The organism is Microcystis aeruginosa NIES-4325, from assembly GCF_008974145.1.
In the GTDB taxonomy this organism is placed as follows: domain Bacteria; phylum Cyanobacteriota; class Cyanobacteriia; order Cyanobacteriales; family Microcystaceae; genus Microcystis; species Microcystis aeruginosa_G.
Genome location: NZ_BJKP01000150.1, coordinates 1 through 254 on the forward strand (window position 1 = coordinate 1; position 254 = coordinate 254).

At 35.8% G+C, this 254-nt stretch carries 1 pseudogene; it reads left to right on the forward strand.

The annotated features are described in order from the left end of the window. Nucleotides 1-128 precede the first annotated feature (128 nt). Nucleotides 129-254: pseudogene (locus MiAbW_RS19410) on the forward strand (IS630 transposase-related protein); the annotation flags it as partial.

A 254-nucleotide genomic window follows, 5' to 3' on the forward strand; every position in this document is an offset into this window, starting at 1 on the left:
AAAATTTCTGGAGCCCAGTGGAATGAAGAAAATATCCCTCAAGTGCTTAAACACCGCTGTGCTTACCTAAATAACAGTCTTTAGCTATTGAATAGTATTTATGTTCTGACAAAACTGACTTGCTCCCGAGACCAAGTGCCATTTGCTATGCCTTAAAAAAAATGAAAGTTACCAGAAAAAAGAAGGAACTTCGTTATAGAGAAAGAAACCGAGAAGAAAGAATAAAATACTACAGAGTGCTGAGAGAATTGATT